The 2,833-nt window shown below is 68.0% G+C and carries 3 protein-coding genes; all 3 read right to left on the bottom strand.

All coding sequences use genetic code 11. From position 1 onward, the window contains the following. Nucleotides 1-25: 25 nt before the first annotated feature. On the bottom strand, nt 26-571 hold the full coding sequence (locus D7V88_RS40360; RefSeq protein WP_120545810.1) for a MarR family winged helix-turn-helix transcriptional regulator: 546 nt from the start codon (nt 569-571) through the stop codon (nt 26-28). Between the two features lie 433 nt (nt 572-1,004). Then, nucleotides 1,005-1,484: a hypothetical protein gene (locus D7V88_RS40355; protein ID WP_120545809.1), complete on the bottom strand. Its 480-nt coding sequence runs from the start codon at nt 1,482-1,484 to the stop codon at nt 1,005-1,007. A gap of 980 nt (nt 1,485-2,464) precedes the next feature. After that, nucleotides 2,465-2,779 carry a ComEA family DNA-binding protein gene (locus D7V88_RS40350; RefSeq protein ID WP_244238659.1) on the bottom strand — a complete coding sequence of 105 codons (315 nt, stop codon included), beginning with the start codon at nt 2,777-2,779 and terminating at the stop codon, nt 2,465-2,467. Between the last annotated feature and the right edge of the window lie 54 nt (nt 2,780-2,833).

The raw sequence follows: 2,833 nt of genomic DNA, 5'->3' as shown, positions 1-2,833 counted from the left end.
GGGACGGTGGGAGGGCAGGGGGGCTTCAGCCCTCGGCGGTGGGGGTGCCGTTGGGAATCGCGGGGATTCCGCCCTCGGCCATGGGGATGCCCCCCAACTCCTCGGCGAGCGCGGTGAGGACTTCCTGGGTGAAGACGATGCGGTCGCGGGGCATGCGAGCGAGCACGCGCTGCACCGCGGACTCCACGGTGCCTTCGGAGGGCACGTCCAGCGAGCGGCCGGAGTCGGTGAGCGCGAAGAGCGCCTTGCGACCGTCGAGCGGATCCGACTTGCGCTCCAGCAGGCCCCGCTTCTCCAGGCGCTTGAGCACGCCGGTGAGGGTGCTGGGGTGCACGTGGAGAATCTGCGCGAGCGTGCCGGCGGTGATGCCCGGGAAGCGTCCGACCAGCCGGATGACGAGCCGCTGCGGGCCCGTGAGGCCCAGCGTGGACTCCATCCGCTTGGAGGTGGACTGGAGGCCGTGATCCACGGCCCAGAGCAGGCGCATGAACTCCAGCACTTCACCGAGTTGTGGCACCCGGGACCTACCGCCGTCCGGACCTTCTGACTCCGGGGCTTGCGCGTCCTTCATGGATGCATCCTCCTTCACCTACGGCCTCCCTGTCTTGGCGACATGGTCGCGTGTCCTAGCGCGTCGGCTTGCCAGTTCCACCAAAATCCGGAAGCACTGCCCGCCGCAAGACGGGGCCGCTCGCCTGGGGGTGGGACTGGCGGCGGTGACGCGGGCGTCCGTCCAGGCTGTCCGGGTGTGTCATCCCGGGCCTTCCTGGAGGGTCCCAAGGGCGCGAAGGGGGGATGGCTTCAGAGGGGGAGGGCGCGAAAGGAGGGCCGCCACCCCCTGGCATGCCGGTGCCCGGGAGCGGCCCTCGCGAGCCTGAATCGACCGAGGGTTGTGTTTGTCATGGGTTCGTGGCGAGTCCCTTCCTTCCCGGCGACGGGGGAACGGGGGACTGGAGTTGCCCCGTCAAATTCGGACAGGTTGGCGGCTCGACTGCGCACTTTTGTCACACCCGTTCTGAGAAACGCTTCTCCCACTCCTCTGGCAACGTGGGCGGGCCTTTCAACGCAAGAAGCTGCCGCAAGTCGTGCTTGAAGCGCCGGAGTGCTGCGCCCAGGTCGTCCCAGGCAAACTCCGCGTTCTGCCACTCGGGATGCGGGTCGCCACCACCCATGCCGGCGACGATGGAGAGGTGGATGGACGCGTCCGTGCGCTCAAAGAGGAAGGCGGGGTCGCCCTGCTCGCACGAGTCGAGGGTGTAGGGCTGTCTGTCGGAAAGTGCCGCCACGGCCCCGGTGAGTTCGTCCCACCACTCCCCGAGGCACACATCGTCCGGCCCCCACAAGCCCATGCAAGGCACGCGTCGCTCGCCGATGGTCCACGTCAATTCACCATGAACGTGAGGCTCATCTTCGCAAAGCGCTGCCAGGGGCCGCCGCTCGTTGCCCGCGCCGTGCACGTGGGCGCTGCGGAGTTCAAGCTGCATCGATGGGGAGCCTGACGACATCAGCCGACCTCCACTGGACAGGCGCCCGCGGCCACAGCCCCGCGAAACTCGCGTTGCGAAGGCCGCGGTGCTGGCTCCGCATAACTCAGGTCACGGCATCACGTCATTGTTCACGAACGCGCTGCCGGCGCGCACCCAGATGCTCCCGCCCTTGCCCTCTCCGCGAAGCCGCACCCGCCGCACTGTGCACGCCCGCGGCGTCCACGCGGAAGGATGGGCGTGGATGCTCCAGCGGTCGTCTTGTCGGGTGAGAGACCTGCGGGTCGGGCGCCCGCGGAGGCTTGTAGCCCTCCATGGCCCGGCGTTCACTTCCCGCGCATGCGTTACTTCCGGCGTGTCATGGCCCGCGCGGGGGCTCTTTTCCTGACCGGCCGTGGAGCGGGCTGGGCTGGCTTTGCTCCAGGCAGGACTCCGGAGTTCCTCTCGAAGAAACCGCGGACGAACGTCATCGCGTTCATCAGCGAGTCCACGGGCCCCATGCCAAAAATCGGTCGGATCCGGGGGCGTGTATGGCCTTCGATCAGCACCGGGCAGTACCAGAGTCGTCGCTCGGCGAGGTGCACCGGACGGCCCACCATGAGCCTTGACGTGCGCTGCTGGCCCGAAGGTGTCGTGTACTCCCAGCAATCCTCCGCGATCGGATCCTCGATCCGTTTCAACTTCGGGCGCCAGTTCTCATCCTTTTCGGGCATGGAGCGCGACCTCATGGGGCCCTGGGAGGACCAAAATAGGCCCGGCAGAAGACGAGGCAGGAGGCCTTGCCCGCGTAACACGAGCCGAAGCAGAGGGCCTTGAGCTTCTGCTGTCGCTTCGTTCTTCCTGGGAGCTTCGCGCAGAACGTTTCCATGCTCGGCTGTCACCACGCTCGCGTCGCGAAAAGGAGGGCCGCCACCCCCTGGCATGCCGGTGCCCGGGAGCGGCGGCCCTCGCGAGCCTGAATCAACCGAGGGTTGTGTTTGTCATGGGTTCGTAGCGAGTCCCTCCCTTCCCGGCGACGGGGGCACGGGGACCTTCTCCACCTTGAGCGTCGTGGGGCCGCTGAGCGCCAGGTGCGCGCGCAGCTTGAGGAACTTCTTCTTGCCGAAGCCCTTGACCCGCACCAGCTCCTCGACGCGCCCGAAGGGCCGCTTCTTGCGGTGCTCGAGGATGCGCTGCGCCGCCTTCTCTCCCACGCCCGGCAGCAGGTCCAACTCCGCCGCCGAGGCCTCGTTCAGGTTCACCACCCCCACGTATTGCGTGCGGGAACTGGCGGCTTCGGACAGCCCCGGCCCCATCAGCACGCAGCCCAACACCCACGCCCAGGCCCACTTCACGAGTGGCCCCCCACG

The organism is Corallococcus terminator (genome assembly GCF_003611635.1).
Lineage (GTDB): Bacteria > Myxococcota > Myxococcia > Myxococcales > Myxococcaceae > Corallococcus > Corallococcus terminator.
This window is presented reverse-complemented; position numbering and strand designations above follow the sequence as displayed.

Excerpts from the sequence above, each read along its gene's own strand:
- D7V88_RS40360 (WP_120545810.1), bottom strand. The coding sequence starts at position 571 with ATGAAGGACGCGCAAGCCCCGGAGTCAGAAGGTCCGGACGGCGGTAGG.
- D7V88_RS40355 (WP_120545809.1), bottom strand. The coding sequence starts at position 1,484 with ATGCAGCTTGAACTCCGCAGCGCCCACGTGCACGGCGCGGGCAACGAG.
- D7V88_RS40350 (WP_244238659.1), bottom strand. The coding sequence starts at position 2,779 with ATGGGGCCGGGGCTGTCCGAAGCCGCCAGTTCCCGCACGCAATACGTG.